Source organism: Deltaproteobacteria bacterium (assembly GCA_019309545.1).
Taxonomy (GTDB): Bacteria; Desulfobacterota; Desulfobaccia; order Desulfobaccales; family Desulfobaccaceae; genus Desulfobacca_B.
The window spans coordinates 55,740-77,295 of record JAFDGA010000012.1; the positions used below are offsets into that span (position 1 = coordinate 55,740).

The following is a 21,556-nucleotide window of genomic DNA, read 5'->3' on the forward strand; positions in this document are numbered from 1 at the left end:
TAAATTTGGGTTATTTTGCAACTAAGTTGAAAAATGAGTGAATGGTGTAATTTTCGACAACTACTGGGCCGTCATCATCTCCGGCCCACAGCTTTGCGGCTGAGGGTCTTGGAGATTTTGGGAGGAGCATCGCAAGCCCTGCCGGCTCAGAAAATTTTGGACCTCATCAGGACCCAGCGTCAGGTCAATAAAGTAACTATCTATAGAATTTTAAGTGGTTTTTGGCAATATGGGATTATCCGCAAAATTAATCCCGAGGGCAGATCGACCCTTTATGAGCTGGCCTGTGAGCACCACCCTCCGCATCCCCATTTCCAGTGTCTGAACTGTGGCGAGGTGCAGTGTCTGGAATCTTTGCTTAACAGATGGACCGAAAAGGGGAATTTTTTTTTGGTAATTGGGGCTTAAAATTATTTCAGCAGCGCAGGGGCCTGGCCCCTGAGCGGTACAAAAAATTTCTGGCCGTCATCCTGGCGGCAGCCTTAGGGTTGGCTTTAATATTGGGATGGACAGGAGTTGCTGCACCCCAAGAAAAGATTGTCGTCGCCGCCAGTATCATTCCATTGGGAGATTTTTGCCAAAAGATCGGCGGAGAGCGGATAAAGGTACAGGTGCTGGTTCCGCCCGGAGCCAGCCCCCATATATTCGAACCACCGCCTTCAGTAGTAGCCCAGGCCCTGGAGGCGGCGGTTGTGGTTTATGTGGGAGCCGGTCTGGACCCTTGGGTGGAGCGGCTGCTGAGGGCCAGAGGCACCCGTAATATGGTGGTAGTCGAAGCAGTACGGGCAATCCCTTTGCTGCGGCAATGGAATTCCCACCCTCATGAGCAAGGCAACCCGCATGTCTGGCTGGACCCGGTGTTGGCCCAGCGTATCTGCCAGGATATCGCGCAGGCCTTTATCAGAGTTGACCCTGATTATCGCCAGCAATATAAGGCTAATCTCACTAGCTATTTAAATAAATTGGCCCAACTCCATCATGACATCCTGAACGAGGTGACCACCTTCCGCCGCCGGGCCTATGTCTGCTTTCATCCGGCTTTCAGCTATTTTGCCCGGCGCTATAATCTTAAGGAAGTGGGGGTTATCGAAATCGCTCCGGGCCGCGAGCCCAGTCCCCGTCATATCCAGAATATCATTGACGCTATCCGCCGGTATCGGGTGCCAGTGGTTTTTACCGAACCCCAACTTAGCTCTCGGGTGGCCGAAGTGATTGCCCGGGAAGCCGGGGTTAAGGTCGCAAGTCTGGATCCTCTGGGTGGTCGGGCTCCCTATGGTTCGGACTATCTAAAAATGATGCGTTATAATCTCTCGGTAATGCGACGGACCTTACGTTGATGGGCGCCCAAGCGGTCGAAATTAAAAACCTTTATCTCAGGCTTAACAACCTGTTAATTCTGGAAGATATCAACTTAGAGATCCAGGCGGGCCGGTTTGTGGGGGTCTTGGGACCCAATGGCGCGGGGAAAAGCTCGTTAATCAAGGTTATTCTGGGGCTGGTAAAACCGACCCGGGGAGAGGTGCGGGTATTCGGCGACCCCCCCCGGAAGCTTCGACGGACAGGGCATCTGGTGGGCTATCTGCCCCAACGGCCACTGGGCAATCCCCATTTTCCGGTGTCGGTGATGGATGTGGTGCTGATGGGCAGGTATGGCCATATCGGGCTGTTAAAATGGCCCAGTGCCGCGGATAAGGAAATCGCCCGTCAGAATTTGAAACGGGTGGGAATTGCCCATCTGGCCGACCGGCCGATCGGCGCGCTGTCCGGCGGCGAACAACAGCGGGTTTTTATCGCCCGGGCCCTAGCCGAGGAACCGCGACTGCTGCTGTTGGACGAACCTACCGTGTCCTTGGATGTCTGTTCCCAGGACGAATTGTACGATCTGATCAACAAGGTCAAACTTGAACTCAACCTTACGGTAATCCTGGTCTCCCACGATATCGGGGCGGTGGCCACCCATGTCGACGATATCATCTGCATTAACCGCCGCATCCACGTCCACCAGCCGCCGCCCATCGGTCGCATTGCCCTGGAAAACACCTTCGGTTGCAGCGTGGAATTTCTGTTCCACGGGGAAATTCCGCATCGCGTGGTCCGAGTCCACGATGGCTAACTTTTTGCCTCTGGATTTTTTCCAACGGGCCTTACTGGCTGGAGTAATGTTGAGCCTGCTGTGCGGGATGCTGTCGGTATTTGTCATTCTCCGCCGCATGGCTTTTATTGGGGTCGGCATATCGCACTCCGCCTTCGGAGGGGTGGCCCTGGGATTTCTCCTGGGTATTGATCCCTTGTGGACCGGCGTCGGTTTCTCGGTGGTGGTGGCCCTGCTCATCGAGTGGGTCCGCAGCCAGGGCCGCCTGGAGGAGGATGCCGCCATTGGCATCTTCTTTGCCGCCGCCATGGCCCTGGGGGTGGTCTTTCTGCACTTCTCCCGCACTTACAATGTCGATGTTTTCGGGGTGTTGTTTGGCAACATCCTGGCTATCGGCGAAGACCAATTAATGCAGATTCTGATCGTTACCCTGGTCGTCTTGGCCACCATGATGGCCATTTTCAAAGAACTGGTCTTTTTGAGCTTCGATGAAGAGATGGCCTGGGTCAGCGGCGTGCCGGTGGAGGCCCTGCGCTGCCTGTTCCTGGTCATCATGGCCTTGGTCATCATTGCCTCCATTTATCTGGTCGGGATAATCCTGGTATCAGCCCTGATGGTCATCCCCGGCGCGATTGCCCGAAACCTGACCCAAAAGATCCGCACCATGGTGGCAGTCTCGATCAGCGCCGCCCTGGGTTCGACCCTGGGGGGGCTATATTTTTCTTACCAGGTAGATTGGCCTTCGGGGGCGACAGTGGTCTTGCTGTTGTCCTTGTTATTTATCATGGTTGCCCTATTTAGCCGTTCCGCCACCAGGCAGATGGGATAATTCCCCTCATGTCCCTTCCCAGCCAGTTTCACCAAGGGGAACCTGGCTCACCGTCCAGCCGGGTCACAATGTCAGGATTAGTTTAAGCTTTAAATTTTAATGGCAAATCTATTATAATACTGGCAACCCTAAACACCAATGGTAGCCTAAACTCTTTACTTAGGCATATAACAAATTGGCAGTTATAACTGTTAAGACAAGGCCATGAACAGAATTAGTGAACTTGTTCAGCATGGGGCAAGACATACAATAAAGTTGGCGGCCCCGGCTTCCAGGGAGTACAATTGCACCGGCAAGATGCCGATGTCACCAGTTACTTCCTAACCGATTCGGGGTAATCATGTCACGGCCGCAACAACGGTTGGAGTCTTTGGGACGGATGCTGACCTACATCCTCAGTCACCGGCCGGATGAATTCGGCCTGGTGCTAAACGCCGAGGGCTGGCTGCCTATTAAACACCTCCTCCAGGTTCTGGCCGAAGAGCCCGGCTGGGGGTTTGTCCGCCGCTCGCATCTGCTGGATGCGGTTCACCTCCTCACTCCGCCGCGTTTTGAAATTTACGATAATCTCATCCGGTGCCGGCCACCCGGCGGCGCGGCGTGCCGGTCCCAGGAAAGTGAGTGGCCCCCATCCCTGCTTTATCGCGCCATTACACGGAAATCCCATCCCGTGGTCGCCCAACATGGTCTGCGGCCCCCCACCAACGGGCATCTGGTGCTGGCCCGCGGCCCGGAGATGGCACTGCGCATGGGTCGGCGCCGCGATCCTAAGGCAATGCTGATCACTGTCCAGGCCCAGGCTGCGGCCGCGGCCGGTAAGCTATTTTTTCCTTATGGCGAGAAGCTTTTTTTAACCGACGCGATCCCGCCGAACTTCCTACAGGTTCCCCCCTGTCCTAAACCGGAAGCCAAGAAACCGCCCCCCAAGCCCGCGGCCCTCGAAAAGAACCGCCGTGAGCTTGTAATCCCCGGATCAGTGCTGCTTGATATTCAAGGGAAGCCGGTAAACCGGCGTCAAGAGAAGCGGCGAAAACAGGGACCGGAGTGGAAAGAGCAGGCGCGGGCCGAACGCCGTCAGCGCCGCCGCCAGCGCTGACCATCCGGGCCGGCCTCCTAAGGTCGAAAGAGTGACACTATGCTAAGGCATGAGGTTCCTCCGGCGGTCCGTCAGGCACTAAAGGAACTGCGGCTATCTTTGGAGCAGACTTGCGTCCCCGCGTGAGTGGCATTTATCTCTATGGCTCTCAGGCACGCGGTGATTATCACGCTGATTCCGATGTTGACCTCCTGATTCTCCTTAAAGGCGAGATTAAGGCCGGTGACGAGATAAATCGGTTTTGTGAACTAGTTTCAGACCTCTGCTTGCGATATAATCTTCTGAGCGCGATTCTTCCAGTTCCAGAAGAGTGGCTAAAGACCAGAAAAAGCCCTTTCTTTGAGAATATCCATGGGGAAGGAGTAATCCCGTGACCCTGGATGAGGAAATCAACCGCTTTGTGACCGGTATTGATGACATCGACGTTCAAGACTTAAAGGCTGAGACGGAGAGATTTCTAATCGTGACCGAAGTCTTTCTAAGCAGCCGAATCCCAACCTTAAAATCCTGGAAAGCCTATCTCTGGTTATTATATCGAAAGCTGAGCAGGAATTTGGGGACGATATGGATGCCCTGATTGTCTTGGGTTGCCTGATCGGGGAGGACGGCTATCCGGGTCGGGTGGCTCGCTTCCGAATGAGCCATGCGCTGCGGTTAGCCGTGGAGCAGTATCCCCATAGTTGCCTGATCCTAAGCGGCGGCCAGCAGCCGGGCACTCCCACCTCGGAAGCCCGGGCCCTGGCGGCCTGGGGATTGACATGGGCGGAATCAGAATGGAATAACCAGATCAGGCAGCGTCTGGCGGCGCGCCTGCTCTATGAGGAAAGCAGTCTGACCACCAAGCAATCGGCTCGCAATACCGCCTTGCTGTTGAGAGAGAAGGGCTTAACCCAGGCTGGCCTGGTGACCGACAGCCTGCATATTTACCGGGCCGCCTATCTGTTTACCCGCCATTTTGCCGACCACCAGCTCCGCCTCCACCCTTTGCCGGTCCCCGGCCTTTTTACCGATTACTGGCGGCGGCGGCGCTATGCCCGGCTGGCCAAACTGGTATTGCGGGAAGGGGGGGCCTGGGTGAAGTTGCTGGGACAACAGCTACTGAGCCGGGGACCGGTCTGAGTATTTTCCGTTTAAAGAAGGCAGGTTTTTATTTTAATTATACCCCCTATACCCCTCCGGTGACGATGATTGAGGTATTTGGTGCTGCAGTGCTATAGGGGCGTGATGCATCATGCCCTACTTTTCCAGGTTTCCCGGTAACTTTAGTGAACAAGATAACGGATAATTAAGTCGGCGGCCAGCATTTTGGTGTCATTCAGGGAACGGCCCAACCCTGAGCAGCGTAACTTCTTAGAGTTTTAAGGAAATTTTAAAAAAATACTTCTGGTCACAAATTATTCTTGACAAAAAGGCCAGATGATCGTAAAAACTACCTGTCTTGGGTAAACATGGTTGATCCGCTGAAGAGATTGTGGATTTTTTCTTTATATAACCATTCCTCTGGTTGAGGCTAGCTAAGATGGTGGATTTGAAAAGGCCGGTAAGCGCCGAATTGACCCCCGAGCAGGTGAATAGCATAATCGAAGTTTGCACCAAACTGAAGCAGGTGCGAGGCAAACTACTGCCCATCTTGCATGCCGTGCAGGACATCTGTAACAACTGGCTGCCTCTGGAAGCCTTGCAGTTAGTGGCCCAGGAGCTGGAGATCCCTTACGGCTATCTTTATGGGGTGCTGAGCTTTTACTCCATGTATTCTACTTCGCCCCGGGGTAAATATATCATCCGGATGTGCGAATCACCGCCCTGCCACATCAATGGGGCCGACAATATCCTGGACACCTTAAAGACGGAATTGGGCATTAAGGTGGGGCAAACCACTGAGGATGGCCTGTTTACTCTGGAGCTGACCGCCTGTCTGGGGGTATGCGAAGTGGCCCCGGCCATGCAGATCAATGAGGTGGTGTTCGGCAATCTGACCGCGGACCGGGTGAAGCAGATCATTGCGGATTACCGGGCCGGGAAAACCGTGGATTACCGGACCTTGCCCCGCACCACCAATCCTTTGAGTGCCTACCCGTCCGGTCCCGATGAATTGATCCTGTTCCAGAACGTCGACCAGATCGATCCCATGAAAATCGAGGACTATCTGGAGCGGGGTGGTTATGAGGCCCTGAAAAAGGCGGTGACCAGCATGTCTCCGGAAGAGGTGGTCAATGAGGCCAAGGCTTCGGGTCTGAGGGGCCGCGGCGGCGCTGGCTTCCCGGCCGGGCTGAAGTGGTCCTTTACCCTGCCCAACCCCAATACCCCGAAATACATTGTCTGTAATGCTGATGAAGGCGAGCCCGGCACTATTAAAGACCGTTACATCATGGAAGGCGACCCCCACCGGGTGCTGGAGGGCATGGCCATCGCCGGTTATGCGGTAGGGGCGTCGCACGGCTACATCTATGTCCGGGGTGAATATTATCTGTCCATGTTGCGGCTGCAAAACGCCATTGATCAGGCCACCGCGCAGGGTTATCTGGGCAAAAATATTTTCGGCACCGACTTCAATTTTACTATTGAAGTCCAGACCGGCGGCGGGGCCTATGTGTGCGGCGAAGAAACTGCGCTGATCGAATCGATCGAGGGCAAGAGAGGCAATCCCCGGGTGAAGCCGCCGTTTCCCGGGGTAGTGGGCGTCTGGGGCAAGCCGACCATCGTCAACAACGTCGAGACCTTGTCCAGCGTGCCCTCCATTATCTTGCACGGCGGCGAATGGTATAAAAAGAAAGGCACCGAGGACTCGGCCGGCACCAAGATCTTCCAGGTGGTGGGGCATATCAATCGTCCGGCGGTGGTGGAGGCCAATCTCGGCATGCCTCTGCGGGAGTTGATTGAAAAATATGGCGATGGGGTCCGGGAAGGCAAAAAGTTCAAAGCCTGCCAGACCGGCGGCACCTCCTTCGGCTTCCTCACCGAAGACCAGCTTGATACCCCCATGGAATATGCGGCCTTGGCCAAAGCCGGCGGTGCCTTGGGGTCGGGGACCATGCTGGTCATGGATGAGAATACCTGTATTGTTGATGTGGTACGCTGTATCTTAAAATTTTTCCAGCATGAGTCCTGCGGATTCTGCCTGCCCTGTCGCCGGGGGACGCGTATCCTCTACGATCTGATTTGCAAGATTGCCAGCGGCCGGGGCCAGGAAGCGGATCTGGACAAAATGATTAATGTGGCCCAGGTGATGGCCGATACCGCCAACTGCGCCTTGGCCATGAGCCCGATCTTTTTTATCAAAACCACCATTGAACGTTTCCGCGACGAATACCTGGCCCATCTTGCGGGCCACTGCCCGGCCGGGGTCTGTAAGATCAAGAAATAATTAGGAAGACCGGCGGACCAAAGGAGCACCCAAAAATGCTCATCAGTTACTTACCAATCCTGGTTTATCTGATCATCTCAATCGGATTGGCGGTATTGATTGTCGCTCTCTCCGAAACTATAGGGAAGAAAACCCATACGCCAGTCAAAGATCTTCCTTATGAGTGCGGCATGGTGCCGATCAGCGATGCCCGCCACCGTTACGCGGTCAGATTCTATGTCATCACCATGTTTTTTTTGGTGTTCGATATTGAAGCGATCTTCCTGTATCCCTGGGGGGTGATATTTAAACCTCTGGGGTTATTTGGCCTGATCGAGATGGGAATTTTTATCCTCATCCTGGTGGTGGGGTTGGCCTATGTTTGGGGTAAGGGGGCCTTGGAATGGGAATAGAAGAGCATTTAGGAAATAATGTCCTGACTACAACTCTGGAGAAGTTAGTGGACTGGGGGCGGAAGAGTTCCCTCTGGCCCTGTACTTTTGGTCTGGCCTGTTGTGCCATCGAAATGATTGTCACTGCCGCCAATCGCTGGGATATTGCCCGGTTCGGCATGGAGGCCTTTCGGGCTTCGCCCCGCCAGGCCGATTTAATGATTGTCGCCGGAACAGTTACCAAAAAAATGGTGCCGGCGGTGGTGCGCATCTATGAGCAGATGACTGAACCCAAATGGGTGATTGCCATGGGGGCCTGTGCCTCCTCGGGGGGCATCTTTGATAGCTACGCGGTGGTCCAGGGCATTGATTTATATTTACCGGTTGATGTGTATGTGCCCGGCTGTCCGCCCCGCCCCGAGGGTTTACTGTATGGCATCCTGAAATTGCACGAAAAGATTCTTCAGGATCCCTTCTTAACCAAGCAATATCGCGAAAGAGTGCAAGCCAGGCAGGAGGCGGCATGAGCGCGGCGGTAGAAAAACTCCAGGCCCAGTTCCCTGACGAAATCGTGGAAATCAGCGAATTCCGGGGTGACACCACGATCATCATCAAGCCGGAGAAGGTGGTTGACATTTGCACCCTGTTGCGGGACGACCGGGCAACCTCCTTCCGCTATCTATCTTCGGTGTCGGCGGTAGATTACCTGCCGGCCAGCCCGCGGTTTGCGGTGGTCTATCATCTCTATTCCCACCGCTACAAAAATCGGGTGGCCCTGAAGGCCTTCCTGGAGGATGATGCCTACCCCAGCATCCACTCGGTGGTGCCGGTCTGGTCGACCGCCAACTGGCACGAGCGGGAGTGTTATGACCTGATGGGCATCCAGTTCCGTGGTCACCCGGATTTACGGCGGATTTTAACGCCGCCGGAATGCGAAGGATATTTTCCCCTACGTAAAGAAATCCCTGTGCGGGGTCTATAGGAAGTCGAAACCATGAATGGCGCGCAAACTATGCCTCAGACCGAAACCATGGTCCTCAATCTGGGTCCCCAGCATCCCAGCACTCACGGGGTGTTGCGGGTGGTGCTGGAGCTCGATGGCGAGCTTATTGTCAAGGCCGACCCGGATATCGGCTACTTGCACCGCGGTATCGAAAAGATGTGCGAGTTCCGGACTTATCATCAGTGTCTGCCCTTGACCGACCGGATTGATTATCTGGCGGGCTCGGCCAACAATTTGGGTTTTGTGCTAGCGGTAGAAAAACTCCTGGGTGTCGAGGTCCCCAAGCGGACCCAATATATCCGGGTGATGATCGCCGAGATGACCCGGATTTCCAGCCATCTGTTCTGGCTGGGTACCCACGGTCATGACCTGGGAGCCATGACCCCGTTATTCTACGCCTTCCGTGAACGGGAAAAGCTGATGGACCTGTTCGAAATGGTTTGGGGCGGACGGCTGTTTCCCTGTTATTTTCGCATCGGCGGGCTGGCGGCGGACTTGCCGGAAGGTTTTACCGATAAGGTCTGGGAGTTTGTGGAGACCTTTCCCAAGAAAATCGAGGATTATGAAAATCTGTTAACCTATAATCGCATCTGGATTGCCCGGACCAAAGGGGTGGGGGTGATGACCCCGGATGAGGTGCTGGATTGGGGCTGGTCCGGCCCTATGGCCCGCGGCTCGGGAGTGGATTGGGATCTGCGCCGCGATAATCCCTATTCCAGTTACGAAGATTTTGATTTTGTCGTCCCCTTGGGGAAAAATGGTGATACCTATGACCGCTACTTGGTCCGTATGGAGGAAATGCGCCAAAGCAACCGGATTATCCGCCAGGTATTGGAAAATCTGCCCGCCGGCGATATAAATGTTGCTGACCCCCGAATCGCCCTGCCGCCCAAGGAGCGGGTGTACAACAACATCGAGGCCTTGATCAATCATTTCCTGATCATCGAAGAAGGGATCAAGCCCCCGGTCGGGGAGGTTTATCAGGCCATTGAGGCTCCCAAAGGGGAGTTAGGATTTTATATTGTCAGCGATGGTAGCGTTCATCCGCTGCGGGTGAAAATCCGGGCGCCCTCCTTTGTTAATCTGGCGGCTCTGGGGAAGCTGGCTCAGGGCCGGCTGTTGGCAGATTTAATCGCCCTCATCGGCACCATGGATATCGTCCTGGCCGATGTGGATCGGTGATGATGTTTAAGAGATTGGATATTTAACTAGCGGCCTTACAGTTAGGAATAGAAGATGATCAACCTGACGATCGATGGTAAAGCCCTGCAGGTGAAAAAAGGTAAGACGGTCCTGGAGGCTGCCTTAGAGAACGGCATCCATATCCCGCATCTCTGCTACCATCCGGCCATTAAACCGATCGGGTCGTGCCGGATCTGTGTGGTTGAGGTCAAACCCGGGCCGCCGCGGCCGCAACCGGCCTGTACCACGCAAGTGGCCGAGGGTATGGAGGTGATCACCCAGTCCGAGCGCCTGTTGGAACTGCGGCGGGAACTGGTGAAATTTATCCTGGTCAACCATCCCCTGGACTGCCCCTGGTGCGACAAGGGCGGTGAGTGTCTCCTTCAGGACCTGACCCATGAATTGGGCATTGACCTAGTTGATTATGAGGCCTTAAAGTTACCGCCGCATATTGATTATGAATCGCCCCTGATCGAACGTTATTCCACCCGCTGTGTTACCTGCGGGCGTTGTGTGCGGGTCTGCCGGGATCGGGTCGGGGCCAGCGCCATCAATTTTGAAAGTCGGGGTTATTTCACCGAACTGGGCTGCGGGCATGTTCCCCTGGAATGTGAATTTTGCGGTACCTGCATTGATATCTGCCCGGTGGGGGCCTTGATCAATAAATTATTTAAATACAGCGCCCGGTCCTGGGAGTTGACCAAGACTCAGACCATTTGCCCCTATTGCGGCGGCGGCTGTAACTATGAAGTGCAAACCAAGGACGGCCATGTGCATCGGGTGCGCAGCGAAGGTTCGCTGCTGCTGTGTGGGCGGGGCCGCTTTGGGTTCACTGTAGTGGAGGCCCCGGATCGTCTACGCACTCCCATGATCAAACGGGACGGACAACTGGTGGAAGCTGGTTGGGAGGAAGCCCTGAATTTTGCTGCCCGGGGACTGAAGGAAGTTATCGATAGTGCGGGGCCGACGGCAGTTTACGGCATCGGCTCGCCCCGGGCTACCAATGAGGCCAATTATCTGTTCCAGAAATTTTTCCGGGTTGGCCTGGGCCACAATAATCTAGACAGTCCGGCCCGTTATAATTTCGCCCGGGCACTGGCCGGGATCGCTGCGGTCTTTGGCGAACCCAAGCTTTCTGGGCTCGAGCTGGAATCCGGCAAAATAAAAGTTTATCAAAGCCCCTGGAAAATTCAGGAGGAGGCCAGTGGGAGCGGCTTCCCCTTTGTCTTAGGCAACACTCACCATCTCAACCATGCCGATGTGATTTTGGTGATCGGGGCCGACGTTACTCCCGAGATGCCGACTTATGGCTGGCGCATAATGGATGCGTTAAAAAATGAGAACTTCCGCCTGCTGGTTGCCAATCCCCGTAAGACCAAATTTGACCGCTTTGCTCACCTGAATCTGCGCTACCACCCGGGAAGTGAACGGTTGCTGCTGATGGGCTTAATGGAAGCGGTCCTGGAAGCACAACCCGGTTATACTCCTCATCTGGAGGCCGAAGAATTCGAAGACTTTAAAAAGAACCTGCTTAAAACCTCCCTTGCCAAGGTAGCCAAACAGGCCGGAGTAAAGGATGCCGATTTGCGGCAGGCCGGTAAAATGCTGGCTCAGGCCCAGGCTCCGGCGATTATCTTCGGCCATGATCTGCTGGCCCAGGAACAGGGGCAGGAAAACGCTACCGCGGTGGCCGATCTATTCCTGCTAATTGGGCAGCCCTGCAATAAGGGGAGCGGCCTCTATCCGATCGCTGAGAAGAATAACACCCATGGCGTCTGCGATGTCGGGGTTTTGCCGAATTATTTACCAGGTTACCAGTCGCTGGAAGAGAGCGGTGGACCGTTTGCTAAACTCTGGGAAAGGCCGGTGCCGGCCCAGCCAGGGATAAACCTGGCGGAGATGCTGAACAAGTTGGAGGACAACGAACCCGATGCCCCTAGAGCTTTATATCTGCTGGGGGGTGATCTGGTGCGGTTGCTTCCCAATTCGGCGCGCACTGAGAAACTGCTGCAAAAAGTCAGATTTATGGTAGTCCAGGACGCCTTTCTGACCGACACCGCCCGGCTGGCGGATGTGGTATTGCCAGTGGCGATCCATGCCGAACTCGATGGTACCTACACCAGTACCGACGGTCGTCTGGGCTGCCTGCAGCCAGCCCTATCGCCTGAGGGGGGACGGCCGGACTGGGAGATCATCGAGGAAATGAGCCGTCGCCTGGGATATCCCATGAATTATGGTAGTCCGCAAGCGATATTTGCGGAGATGGCCCAACTGTTGCCGATCTGGGCCGGAATTAAAAATGGCCATCGTTGGCCGCACAAAAAGATCAGAGCCTCTCTAAGCGGAAATTTCGTGCCCTTCTCGACCGCAATCAGCATTCCCGGAGAAGGCAAGTATACGTTGATGGTGGGCAAGACTCTGGCGCACTCCGGCTCCTATACCACCCATGCCCAAGGCCCCCAGACGATTATGCCGGGCGCAACTTTAAAAATCAATCCGGCCGATGCCAAGGCCCTGAAAGTGGCAGAGGGCGATTCGGTCAGAGTTATTTCCACTCAGGGTGAAATTACCGTGCCCATTGCCGTGACGGTGGAGTTGCCCCGGGGAGTGGTGTTTTTGGCAGATCACTTTGGTGATACGCCGGCCAATCTCCTGACTTCTAATTCTAACCTTTGCCGCGTACAGCTTCAGAAGGGTTAAAGAGATGAACCTGCCGGTGCTCGTTGGCTTGATGGTAGTTAAGATTACCCTGGTGTTGGTGGTTTTTCTTACCACCATTGCCTATGTGGTATTGATGGAGCGCAAGGTCCTGGGTTTTATCCAGTTGCGCTATGGTCCTAACCGGGTGGGACCCTGGGGATTGCTCCAGCCTCTGGCTGACCTGATCAAGCTTTTGTTCAAAGAAGAATATACCCCGCCGCACGCCAATAAGGTGCTCTTTGAACTGGCTCCGATAATTGTCGCCATTACCGCTTTCCTGCCCTTTGCGGCCATACCGTTTGCCGACCGTATCCTCCCCGACAGCCTAACCATCTATGGCTATCAGGTGGATCTGACCGTGGCCGCGCTCAACCGAGGAGTTATTGCCGATATCAACATTGGCATCCTGTATATCTTTGCCATCTCTTCATTGGCGGTTTATGGGGCGGTGATCGGTGGTTGGGCTTCCAATAATAAGTACTCTCTGTTGGGCGGGTTGCGGCTCTGTGCTCAGATGGTCAGCTACGAAGTGGCCCTGGGATTGTCAGTGATCGGAGTGCTGATGGTGGCTGGCAGCCTAAGCCTGGTAACCATTGTCGAAGCCCAGAAGAATATGTGGTTCATCGCCTATCAACCCCTGGGTTTCCTATTGTACCTATGCGCGGCTTTCGCGGAATGCGCCCGGACCCCCTTTGACCTGATCGAGTGTGAAAATGAGTTGGTTGCCGGGTATCAGACCGAGTACAGCTCCATGAAGTGGGGGCTGTTGATGCTGGGTGAATATGGCCATATGATTATCGCCAGCGCCCTGGCGGTAACTCTTTTCCTGGGCGGCTGGCAGGGACCCTTTTTGCCCCCCATTGTTTGGTTCTTAATTAAAACCTTTGCCTTGATTTTCTTATTCATCTGGGTTCGAGGGACCTATCCCCGGTTCCGGTTCGACCAATTGATGTACTTTGGCTGGAAGATCCTGATCCCCCTGGCGTTACTCAATATCCTCTTAACCGGCGTCATCATGATGTATGTATAGAGGTAGAACCATGATTTATCCCTTAATCAAAGGCTTAGTCACCACTTTTAAGCATTGCGTCTCCAAGCCGATTACTCTGCAATATCCGGAGGAGAAGCGCCAGGTCTACCCTAGATTTCGTGGCCACCCGGAGTTGCAGGTGGACGAGGACGGCCGTCTCAAGTGTGTGGCCTGTACCTTATGCATGACGGTCTGTCCGTCCCGTGCGATCATCAAAATTACTCCAGCCGAAGGTCCGAATCACGAAAAGTATCCGGTTGAATTTGTTATTGATCTGACCCGTTGCATCTTTTGCGGCTTCTGTCAGGAAGCCTGCCCCAAGGCGGCCATTGCCTTGAATAATAAATATGAGTTGGCCCAGTACGATAAACGGGTATTGATCTATGACATGGAGAAGCTGAAGGCCCAGGCATAAATTCTTTCGGGGTCAAGGAGTTTAGAGCATGGAAATAATATTTTTTATCCTGGCCGCGGTGGCCCTGGTATCGGGGGTTCTGGTAGTCATCCAGGTCAATCCGGTGCACAGTGCCTTATACCTGATTCTCAACTTCTTTACCGTCGCCGGGCTCTATCTGTTGGCCCATGCCGAATTTATCGCGGCCATCCAGGTGATCGTTTACGCTGGGGCGATCATGGTGCTGTTCCTGTTCGTGATCATGTTGCTAAATCTGCGTCATCCAGAGGAAGGCGGAGAAAAACAGCACCTGGCCCAGAAGATCAGCGGCGCGGCCTTGGCCGGGGCCACGGCCCTCTTGGTAATTTATACCTTTACCCGGATTAAACTGGTCCCCGGGAAAGAGATGGTGCCGGGATACGGTAGTACCGAATCGGTAGCTAGTTCTTTGTTTACCGATTATTTACTGCCCTTTGAAGTGACCTCGGTATTGTTATTAGTGGCTTTAATCGGGGCGGTTATTCTGGCCCGAGCCAGAGATTAGATTGAGTTAACGGGGCAGGACCTCAGATCTTGCCTCAACCCCTGGGAAAAACCGGTTCACTAGAACTGAGGGGAGAATAACAGATATGGTAGTGCCCTTGATTTACTACATTGCTCTGAGTAGTGCCCTGTTTGCCATCGGAGTTATTGGGGTCCTGATCCGGCGCAATGCCATCATCATCTTCATGTGCATTGAAATGATGCTCAACGCCGTTAATCTGTCCCTGATCGGTTTTGCCGATTACTACCAGGCCGTCGATGGACAGATGTTTGTCTTTTTTGTGATGACGGTGGCGGCCGCTGAGGTGGCAGTCGGACTGGCGCTGATTGTCGCCATCTTCCGCAATAAAGCCACCGTATACGTCGATGAACTTAATCTCATGAAGTGGTAAGGAGCAGGCCATGATTCAATATGTCTGGCTGGTGCCTTTGGTGCCGATCCTGGGTTTCCTGTTTAATGGCTTGCTGGGGAGGCGAGTTCCCAAATGGCTCGTCAGTCTGGTCGGCTGCTCGGTGATCGGCATTTCCTTTCTGATTGTCATTTTAATCTTCCGAGAATATGTGAATCTTCCCGCCGACGCCAAGCCTGTCGAAGTCGTAGTTTATGATTGGATCAGCTCCGGCAACTTCAATGCCCTGGCGGCCTTTTTAGTCGATCCGCTGTCCTTGGTTATGATGCTGGTAGTTTCCGGGGTGAGCTTCATCATCCACATCTATTCGGTAGGCTACATGCATGATGATGAGGGCTACCCCCGATACTTTGCTTTCCTCAACCTGTTTGTTTTTGCCATGCTGATCCTGGTGTCCGCCAACAACTTTTTGCTAATGTTCGTGGGCTGGGAAGGCGTTGGTTTATGCTCCTATCTGCTGATCGGCTACTGGTACGAAAAACAATCGGCCAGCGATGCCGGCAAGAAGGCCTTTGTAGTCAACCGCATCGGGGATTTCGGCTTCCTGTTAGGCATCTTCCTGATTTTCTGGACTTTTAATACTATTAATTTCCGTGAAGTCTTTTCCCTGGCCAGTTCTCATTACGAAGTCGGGAGCTTGGTTATTACCGCCATCACCTTGCTGCTATTTGTCGGCGCAACCGGCAAATCCGCTCAATTGCCGCTTTACGTCTGGTTGCCGGACGCCATGGAAGGCCCGACGCCGGTCAGCGCCTTGATCCACGCCGCCACCATGGTAACCGCGGGCGTTTATATGGTGGCCCGGTGCAGCGCCCTTTATGTCCTGGCTCCCGTGTCCCTGACGGTAGTCGCCCTGGTGGGGGCCATTACCGCGATTTACTCGGCGTCTATTGGTATGGCCCAGAATGATATCAAGCGGGTGTTGGCTTATTCCACGGTCAGTCAGTTAGGCTATATGTTCCTAGCCTGTGGGGTGGGAGCCTTTGCCGCCGGTATTTTCCATCTCATGACCCATGCCTTCTTTAAGGCCCTGCTCTTTCTGGGTTCCGGCAGCGTCATCCATGCCCTGAGCGGTGAACAGGATATGCGCAAAATGGGCGATCTTAAAAAGCACCTGCCCATTACTTACTGGACCTTTATTATCGCCACCTTGGCCATTGCCGGGATCTTCCCCTTCGCCGGCTTTTTCAGCAAGGACGAAATTCTTTATAAGTCATTGGTGGACGGGCATATTCTCTACTGGTTGATTGCCGCCTCTGCGGCCTTTATGACCGCTTTTTACATGTTCCGGCTGATCTTTTTAACCTTCCACGGGGAAAGCCGGGTTGATCCCGAAGTCTTGCATCATGTCCATGAGTCACCACCGGTGATGACCTTGCCCCTCATGGCCTTGGCGGTATTGTCGACCATCGGTGGGTTTGTCGGCATTCCCATAATTGAGGGGGCGAATGTCTTTCATGAATTTCTGGTCCCGGCCATCGCCCATGTGCACCGGCCGGAAATTCACTATCCCATCAGCTTTGAAGTGACCATGATGGTGGTCAGCGTCGTCATCGCGCTGTTGGGCATTAATACTGCCTATCGAATGTATATCAAGCGGCCGGAATTGCCCCAGGTGGTCACCGAAAAAGTGCCTTTGCTCTATGATCTGATCTATCATAAATATTATGTCGATGAACTCTACGATGCCACCGTGGTCAATCCCATCAAAGTCGGGTCCGACTTTCTCTGGAAGGGAGTGGATGACCAGGTGGTAGATGGGGCGGTCAATGGCAGCGCCGGGGTCATCGAATGGCTGAGTTACCATATCCGCAAACTTGAAACCGGCTATGTGCAGAACTATGCCCTCGCCATTCTGATCGGAGTGTTTATCATCGCCGGTTATTATCTCGGGCGCTAGGAGAAGGAGCTGACTGATGAACTTGCCGATTTTATCTATCCTGATCTTCTTCCCCATGCTGGGGGTGGTGCTGATCACCATGCTGAGTCGGGAAAACCAGTGGGTGATTAAATGGACCACCCTGGTGGTGGCAGTGCTCGAGTTTATCTTCTCCTTGCCTCTGTGGTTCCAGTTCAATTCTGATACTGCAGCCATGCAGTTCGTCGAAAAATATAGCTGGTTCCCCAGTTACGGCATCAGTTATTATATAGGCATTGATGGGATTTCCCTCCTGTTGGTCTTACTGACTACCTTTCTGACCCCCATCTGCGTTATGGCCTGCTGGCAGGATATTCAGGACAAGGTCAAGGAATTCATGATCTGCCTGCTCTTCCTGGAAACCGGAATGATCGGCGTTTTCTGCGCCCTGGATCTGTTCCTGTTCTATATTTTCTGGGAAGTCATGCTGATCCCCATGTATCTCTTGATCGGGGTCTGGGGCGCGCCGGCCCGCCGCATCTATGCCGCGGTCAAGTTCTTTCTGTTCACCATGTTCGGCAGCCTGCTGATGTTAGTGGCCATCCTGGTGCTCTATTTCTACCACCACAAGGTCACCGGGGTTTATACCTTTGATCTGCTCAAAATCTACGGCCTGCAGGTTCCCTTCCAGATGCAGTTCTGGATGTTTCTCGCCTTTGCCTTGGCCTTTGCCATTAAAGTGCCGATGTTCCCCTTCCATACCTGGTTACCGGATGCCCATACCGAAGCCCCCACCGTCGGCAGCGTGATGCTGGCCGCGGTTCTGCTGAAAATGGGGACTTACGGGTTCCTGCGCTTCAACATGCCCTTATTCCCGGAAGCGGCCTGGTACTTTGTACCGCTGTTCAGTGTGTTGGCCATTATCGGGATCATTTACGGGGCCCTGGTGTGTATGATGCAACTGGATCTCAAACGGCTGATCGCCTTTTCTTCGGTGAGCCATTTGGGGTTTGTCATGCTGGGATTGTTTACCTACAATATGGCCGGGGTTCAAGGCGGCATCATTCAGATGATTAACCACGGTCTTTCTACCGGGGCCCTGTTCTTGATCGTCGGCATAATCTACGAACGTCGTCACACCCGGCTGATTGCCGAATTCGGCGGCCTTTCCACTCCCATGCCGGTCTATGCGGCCATTTTCATGATTGTCGCCTTGTCGTCCATAGGCCTGCCGGGCCTCAATGGCTTCGTGGGTGAGTTCCTGATACTGTTGGGAGCGTTTAAAGTTAATAAAATTTACGCCATCTTGGGGGCCTCCGGGGTGATTTTCGCCGCCTGTTATATGCTGTGGATGTTCCAGCGGGTAATGTTCGGAGTAGTCACCAACGAGAAAAACCGAAATCTTCCTGACCTGTCGCTGCGGGAAATTGCCTATCTGACCCCACTGTTAGTATTCATCGTCTGGATCGGCGTTTACCCCAATACCTTCCTGGATAAAACCAAGGCCTCGACGGAAAATTTTGTGGCCCAGATGGAAAGGGCCAAAGCACCAAAAGTGGCATTAGTTGATGTGATTAAGGGGGACCTAAGATGACCATCAGCATTCCCAGCATTACCTTAAGCAATATTGGGCCGCTGCTGACCTTAACCGTGGCCGGGCTGCTGCTCCTGTTGGTGGACGCACTGTCCCCCAAAGGCAAAAAAGCTTATTTCCCCTACCTGGCGCTGGTCGGCCTGGCCATCGCCGCGGCGCAGACCTGGATGCTCTGGAACCGCAGTGGCACTGATTTCGCCCGCATGCTCTACGTCGATAATTTTGCCTTCTTCTTTTACTTTATTTTTATCCTGGGCACGTCCCTGACCATTTTGATCTCCGTTAAATATTTAGAGGATTATAATCGCAATGTTGAAGAGTATTATACGCTGTTAATCTTTGCTACCATTGGTATGATGCTCATGGCCGCTGGCGGGCACCTGATCCTGATTTTCCTGGGTTTGGAAATTCTCTCCATTGCCATCTACATCCTGGCCGGACTGTTCCGAGAAGATCTAAAATCCAATGAAGCGGCGATCAAATACCTTATTTTAGGCGCTTTCTCCTCGGCTTTCTTACTGTTTGGCATGGCCATGCTCTATGGGGTTACCGGTAGCCTGTTTCTGGATGATCTGGCCCAGGCCATCAAAGCTGGGGTGGGCACCAATCCCTTGCTCCTGTTTGGCATGGGGCTGCTGATCGTCGGCTTCGGCTTTAAAGTGTCCTCAGTGCCCTTTCACATGTGGACGCCGGATGTCTATGAAGGGGCGCCGACCTCGGTCACCGCCTTTATGTCGGTAGGGACCAAAGCTGCGGCCTTTGCCGCCTTTGTGCGCATCTTTTTCCTAGTCTTCCCTGAGATCAAGATGGAATGGAATATGCTGATGTGGGTCTTTGCCGTTGCCACCATGACCCTGGGAAATGTGGTGGCTATTGCCCAGACCAACATTAAGCGCATGCTGGCTTATTCCTCCATTGCGCATGCCGGCTACCTCTTGGTGGCCTTGGTGGCCGCCAACCAGTTGGGGGCCATTAGCTTCCTGTACTATCTGGTGGCCTACACCCTGATGAACTTGGGGGCCTTTGCCATTGTCATCCTGGTGGCTCGCAAGAAAGATAATTATCTAAATATCTATGATTATTGTGGCCTGGGATTTCAGCACCCGGCCCTGGCCGCGGCCATGAGCGTCTTCATGTTTGCCCTGGCCGGTATTCCCCCCACAGCCGGATTTGTGGGGAAATTCTATGTCTTTTCTGCCGCGGTGGAAGCGGGCTATATCTGGCTGGCAATCATCGGCGTCATGAACAGCCTGATTTCGGTCTTTTACTACCTGCGCATCACCGTGTTGATGTACATGCGTCCGGCCGAAGCAGATCTGGGTCCGATCACCATGACGCCGGCTATTTCTTCAGCAGTTCTGGTGACCGCCGCCGGGGTTCTGGCTGTCGGCATTTTCCCGGGCCCCCTCTATCATCTGGCCCTGAACAGCGTCAAGATATTTGTGGGTCTGTAGGTACTAAAAGGGAGAGAAATCGAGCTGAGGAGAAATTAAACTTTATCTCCTCTCTGCGGAGTAATAATCAAGGCCTTGAAGGATAACTTCAGGGCCTTTTTTTCTGCCTTAAATTATTAAAGCTTGGTTAGGAAATATGACCTGGACAGATATACTTGACAAAAAACTTTACCGGGGCTTAGATAAAAGATGGTTAATAACCAAAATAGGTCTCTAGATATTAGAAAAATGGAAATAAACCTGGCTTAGGGGGGTAGATCAATGACGACAGAAAATGAGCAAGGGGTTGAACGGGAACTCCCAATCTGGCTTCTCAAAGAAGATTACTGGGCCATTTATTTAGCCTTAGGCCTAATACTGATCGCCCTGCTGTTTTATTGGGGCGGGGCCAGTATCAAGCTAGCCGCGGTATCGCCACCGGGAAAGTGGACTTCAATTGTGGAGTTGGGGCAACACTTCGCGGCCCAATGGCCCTGGTACACCATTAACTTTATTCTCTGGCTGACCATCTTCACCATGAGTTGCGGCATCATGAAGGTGGACATCATTGATTACGTCAAGGGTTTTACCCTGCTTTATATCATGTGTCTGATCATCTTTTTGGTCTCCAGCTCCAAATTTTTCAAGGATAACAATCTGGAGTCTCCGCTGGTAGCCCTGGCGGTAGGGCTGATTTTTGGCAACTTGGGTCTATTCCCCCGCTGGATGGAGTCCGCCTTTCGGGTGGAATATTACATCAAGACCGGCATCATCTTGTTAGGAGCGACCTTACCGTTTACTTTGATTATCTACACTGGCGGTATCGCCATTTTACAGGCCACCATGGTGGCGGTGACCACCTTTGTGGCCACCTATCTGGCTGCCACCCGCCTTTTCAGGCTGGAACCCCATTTCGGGGCCTGTCTGGGGGCCGGAGCCTCGGTCTGCGGCGTTTCGGCCACCATTGCCGTGGGCGGGGCGGTGCGGGCCCATAAGGATTATATGTCGGTGGGCATCTCCCTGGTGGCCTTGTGGGCCTTGGTGATGATTTACATTCTGCCCATTCTCTGCCGGGCCTTTGAACTGCATCCCGGGGTAGCCGGGGCCTGGATCGGCACTTCCGAGTTCGCTGACGCCGCCGGTTTTGCCGCTGCGGTGGCCATCGGCCACGAAGCAGCCATCCGCTCCTTTACCATGATGAAGGTTATCGGCCGGGATATCTTCATCGGCATCTGGTCGCTGATGCTGGCCATCATCTCGGTGGTGTTTTGGGAGAAACGGTCCGCCAGCGCCACCCAGGTCGGGGTCGGCGAAATCTGGCAACGCTTTCCCAAATTTGTCATCGGCTTTTTCATCGCTTCGTTGATCATGTTTATCGTCGGCCTCTCCTACGGCCCTGAGCTTTATTCCAACTCCATCAAGCCCTTGGTAGTCAAGCCGGTCAAAACCCTGCGCACCTGGACCTTCCTGTTCTGCTTTCTGAGCATCGGCTATACCACCCGCTTTAAGGAACTGACCCAGTTCGGCTGGGCGCCGCTGTGGGCCTTCACCATCGGAGTGGCCATCAATGTGCCCCTGGGCTATTTTCTGTCCGCCGTAGTCTTCAAGGGCTACTGGATGAGGGTCATGGAGTATATGTATTAAGCCCGGAGAATAA

Annotated in this window: 21 protein-coding genes; all 21 read left to right on the top strand. The window is 53.7% G+C overall.

Going from position 1 to position 21,556, the window contains the following annotated elements:
• The first annotated feature begins 33 nt into the window (after positions 1-33).
• Complete coding sequence (locus JRG72_05325; protein MBW2134640.1) at positions 34-408, top strand: transcriptional repressor; 375 nt, start codon at positions 34-36, stop codon at positions 406-408.
• A complete protein-coding gene (locus tag JRG72_05330) occupies positions 366-1,337 on the top strand; it encodes a zinc ABC transporter substrate-binding protein (GenBank protein MBW2134641.1) in 972 nt (323 codons plus the stop codon). The genes JRG72_05325 and JRG72_05330 overlap by 43 nt, the downstream gene beginning before the upstream one ends.
• A complete protein-coding gene (locus tag JRG72_05335; GenBank protein MBW2134642.1) occupies positions 1,337-2,113 on the top strand; it encodes an ABC transporter ATP-binding protein in 777 nt (258 codons plus the stop codon). Before JRG72_05330 ends, JRG72_05335 begins: the two co-directional genes overlap by 1 nt.
• Positions 2,106-2,921: a metal ABC transporter permease gene (locus JRG72_05340; protein ID MBW2134643.1), complete on the top strand. Its 816-nt coding sequence runs from the start codon at positions 2,106-2,108 to the stop codon at positions 2,919-2,921. The genes JRG72_05335 and JRG72_05340 overlap by 8 nt, the downstream gene beginning before the upstream one ends.
• A 340-nt stretch (positions 2,922-3,261) precedes the next feature.
• Positions 3,262-4,017: an RNA 2'-phosphotransferase gene (locus JRG72_05345; GenBank protein ID MBW2134644.1), complete on the top strand. Its 756-nt coding sequence runs from the start codon at positions 3,262-3,264 to the stop codon at positions 4,015-4,017.
• A gap of 110 nt (positions 4,018-4,127) precedes the next feature.
• Complete coding sequence (locus JRG72_05350; protein MBW2134645.1) at positions 4,128-4,391, top strand: nucleotidyltransferase domain-containing protein; 264 nt, start codon at positions 4,128-4,130, stop codon at positions 4,389-4,391.
• Between the two features lie 190 nt (positions 4,392-4,581).
• On the top strand, positions 4,582-5,136 hold the full coding sequence (locus JRG72_05355) for a YdcF family protein (protein MBW2134646.1): 555 nt from the start codon (positions 4,582-4,584) through the stop codon (positions 5,134-5,136).
• Between the two features lie 400 nt (positions 5,137-5,536).
• A complete protein-coding gene (gene nuoF, locus JRG72_05360) occupies positions 5,537-7,381 on the top strand; it encodes an NADH-quinone oxidoreductase subunit NuoF (GenBank protein MBW2134647.1) in 1,845 nt (614 codons plus the stop codon).
• 35 nt (positions 7,382-7,416) lie between these two features.
• Positions 7,417-7,773 carry an NADH-quinone oxidoreductase subunit A gene (gene ndhC / locus JRG72_05365; GenBank protein ID MBW2134648.1) on the top strand — a complete coding sequence of 119 codons (357 nt, stop codon included), beginning with the start codon at positions 7,417-7,419 and terminating at the stop codon, positions 7,771-7,773.
• Positions 7,764-8,279, top strand: coding sequence for an NADH-quinone oxidoreductase subunit B (locus JRG72_05370; GenBank protein MBW2134649.1), 516 nt, complete (start codon positions 7,764-7,766; stop codon positions 8,277-8,279). The genes ndhC and JRG72_05370 overlap by 10 nt, the downstream gene beginning before the upstream one ends.
• Positions 8,276-8,734, top strand: coding sequence for an NADH-quinone oxidoreductase subunit C (locus tag JRG72_05375; GenBank protein MBW2134650.1), 459 nt, complete (start codon positions 8,276-8,278; stop codon positions 8,732-8,734). The genes JRG72_05370 and JRG72_05375 overlap by 4 nt, the downstream gene beginning before the upstream one ends.
• Positions 8,735-8,764: 30 nt before the next feature.
• Positions 8,765-9,937: an NADH dehydrogenase (quinone) subunit D gene (gene nuoD / locus JRG72_05380; protein MBW2134651.1), complete on the top strand. Its 1,173-nt coding sequence runs from the start codon at positions 8,765-8,767 to the stop codon at positions 9,935-9,937.
• 54 nt (positions 9,938-9,991) lie between these two features.
• Positions 9,992-12,637, top strand: a complete 2,646-nt coding sequence (locus JRG72_05385) for a molybdopterin-dependent oxidoreductase (GenBank protein ID MBW2134652.1) — start codon at positions 9,992-9,994, stop codon at positions 12,635-12,637.
• 4 nt (positions 12,638-12,641) lie between these two features.
• A complete protein-coding gene (nuoH, locus tag JRG72_05390; GenBank protein ID MBW2134653.1) occupies positions 12,642-13,667 on the top strand; it encodes an NADH-quinone oxidoreductase subunit NuoH in 1,026 nt (341 codons plus the stop codon).
• 10 nt (positions 13,668-13,677) lie between these two features.
• Positions 13,678-14,082, top strand: a complete 405-nt coding sequence (locus JRG72_05395) for an NADH-quinone oxidoreductase subunit I (GenBank protein ID MBW2134654.1) — start codon at positions 13,678-13,680, stop codon at positions 14,080-14,082.
• Positions 14,083-14,110: 28 nt separating this feature from the next.
• On the top strand, positions 14,111-14,605 hold the full coding sequence (locus tag JRG72_05400; GenBank protein ID MBW2134655.1) for an NADH-quinone oxidoreductase subunit J: 495 nt from the start codon (positions 14,111-14,113) through the stop codon (positions 14,603-14,605).
• A 91-nt stretch (positions 14,606-14,696) separates the two neighbouring features.
• On the top strand, positions 14,697-14,996 hold the full coding sequence (gene nuoK, locus JRG72_05405) for an NADH-quinone oxidoreductase subunit NuoK (protein ID MBW2134656.1): 300 nt from the start codon (positions 14,697-14,699) through the stop codon (positions 14,994-14,996).
• A 10-nt stretch (positions 14,997-15,006) separates the two neighbouring features.
• Positions 15,007-16,914: an NADH-quinone oxidoreductase subunit L gene (nuoL, locus tag JRG72_05410; GenBank protein MBW2134657.1), complete on the top strand. Its 1,908-nt coding sequence runs from the start codon at positions 15,007-15,009 to the stop codon at positions 16,912-16,914.
• Positions 16,915-16,930: 16 nt separating this feature from the next.
• The gene (locus JRG72_05415) at positions 16,931-18,466 is read left to right on the top strand and encodes an NADH-quinone oxidoreductase subunit M (protein ID MBW2134658.1); all 1,536 of its coding nucleotides are present in this window, start codon (positions 16,931-16,933) and stop codon (positions 18,464-18,466) included.
• Entirely contained in the window at positions 18,463-19,920 is a 1,458-nt protein-coding gene (locus JRG72_05420; protein MBW2134659.1) for an NADH-quinone oxidoreductase subunit N, read from the top strand. Before JRG72_05415 ends, JRG72_05420 begins: the two co-directional genes overlap by 4 nt.
• A 261-nt stretch (positions 19,921-20,181) precedes the next feature.
• Entirely contained in the window at positions 20,182-21,543 is a 1,362-nt protein-coding gene (locus tag JRG72_05425) for a putative sulfate exporter family transporter (protein ID MBW2134660.1), read from the top strand.
• Positions 21,544-21,556 lie beyond the last annotated feature (13 nt).